This is a genomic window from Alkalibacillus haloalkaliphilus C5 (genome assembly GCF_000269905.1).
Classification (GTDB): Bacteria; Bacillota; Bacilli; order Bacillales; family Alkalibacillaceae; genus Alkalibacillus; species Alkalibacillus haloalkaliphilus_A.
In genome coordinates this window covers 1-1412 of the sequence record NZ_AKIF01000263.1, presented here as the reverse complement: position 1 = coordinate 1412, position 1412 = coordinate 1, and the positions used below count along the sequence as shown (strand labels likewise).

Sequence of the window (1412 nt, the reverse complement as noted above, 5' to 3'; positions counted from 1 at the left end):
TTACATATGCTTGACTCACTTCATCAACTTGGTCTGTTACATCATCTGCTACTTCTTCAGCAACGTGAAAACGCATCATACCATCTTGACCTCTGTCTCGATCAGTTGTACCTGTTCCTGTCCCCATTTGGTTACCTTGGCGATCCATTTGTCCTTGACGATCAGTTACATTCATTTGACCATCTTGTTGACCTGTTCTGTCACCTGATTGTTGGTTACCTGTTTGGTTGTCACCCATTAAGTTAGTATCCCCTGGTTGACAAGCAGCCATTGCTAAAAATAATACAAGCATGAACGGAACTACCCAAAAGCGCATATTCCAGCCTCCTTTCCTCATTAATCTAGTCTTAGTATGGAAAGGGACGTAAAATAATATGCTTATTCAAGGCGAAAGTATATTACCATTTATTACTATATTAATTTTGCACTGCAAACATCTTGTTTAATGAGCTGTCAACGAACTTGTACTCCTCAACTTTTTGCGGTAACTGTTCAATCGAAAATTGATCAACATTTGTCCATCCTCTAAGACCCACAACGTTTTAGCTAAGTGATGGATGACGTGCCAATCATGTGTAATGAAAACAATTGTCACTCCATCTTCATTAAGCAAACTTAACCATCGCAACATATCATGTTTCGCTGCTAAATCTACACCTACAAACGCTTCATCTAAAAAAATGATATCTGGTTTATGAATTAAGCCAACTGCTAAATTTAATTTTCTAGCCATTCCTCCACTTAACTCTTCAACCTTTTTCTTTTTAATCTCATTTAAACTTAGCGCATTCAACATCGCTTCAATAAATTCACGGTCTTTTTGTTTCGTCATTTTTTTGTAGAAAGATAAGTGATCCTTTACTGTCATATTTGGAAAGAGAGCTAGCTGTTGTGGGATATATCCAACAGGCTTTGACGTGAAATTGCCTTGTTTATAAACACCTTTATTTGGCTCAATTAATCCAGCCATCACTTTTAATAATGTTGATTTTCCTGCACCATTTGGGCCGAATAAACAAATTGAATCTCCTTGCTTGACTTCAGCTGATATACCATTCAATATCATTTTGTTCTTCTTTTTATATGTGATGTTATTTAATTGAAGCATAAACTTGCACCTCTTTCCATCAACTTAGCCACATCGGAATTAAGAAATAAATCCACCATGCTTCACCAATGATCTGCCAATCGGCTAACATAAACATTACAACAGAGACAACCCAATACATAATAGTTAACGCTAAAAATGTCTTGCGATTCTTTAGCAACAAATTAAAGATCAATAACAATAACACGGAAACAATACAAAGGGAAAACAAACTCATCAAAGTGGTTGTAGCCAGTTGAATGTTTAAATATGAACATATTAAACCAACCCCACTTAATAAAACACCAATGAACACGACCATTAA

The 1412-nt window shown here is 35.9% G+C and carries 3 protein-coding genes; all 3 read right to left on the bottom strand.

Annotated features, from left to right (window positions below):
* On the bottom strand, window positions 1–316 hold a 316-nt coding region (locus A194_RS19025), incomplete at its 3' end, for a hypothetical protein (RefSeq protein WP_040403303.1).
* A gap of 126 nt (window positions 317–442) precedes the next feature.
* Window positions 443–1108, bottom strand: a complete 666-nt coding sequence (locus tag A194_RS0116250) for an ABC transporter ATP-binding protein (protein ID WP_017187831.1) — start codon at window positions 1106–1108, stop codon at window positions 443–445.
* A gap of 19 nt (window positions 1109–1127) precedes the next feature.
* Window positions 1128–1412, bottom strand: a 285-nt coding sequence (locus tag A194_RS19020) for a hypothetical protein (RefSeq protein WP_040403301.1), incomplete at its 5' end; no start/stop codon positions are given.

Bases quoted from the DNA above. Each gene is read 5' to 3' on its own strand.
- A194_RS0116250 (WP_017187831.1), bottom strand. From the start codon at position 1,108: ATGCTTCAATTAAATAACATCACATATAAAAAGAAGAACAAAATGATA.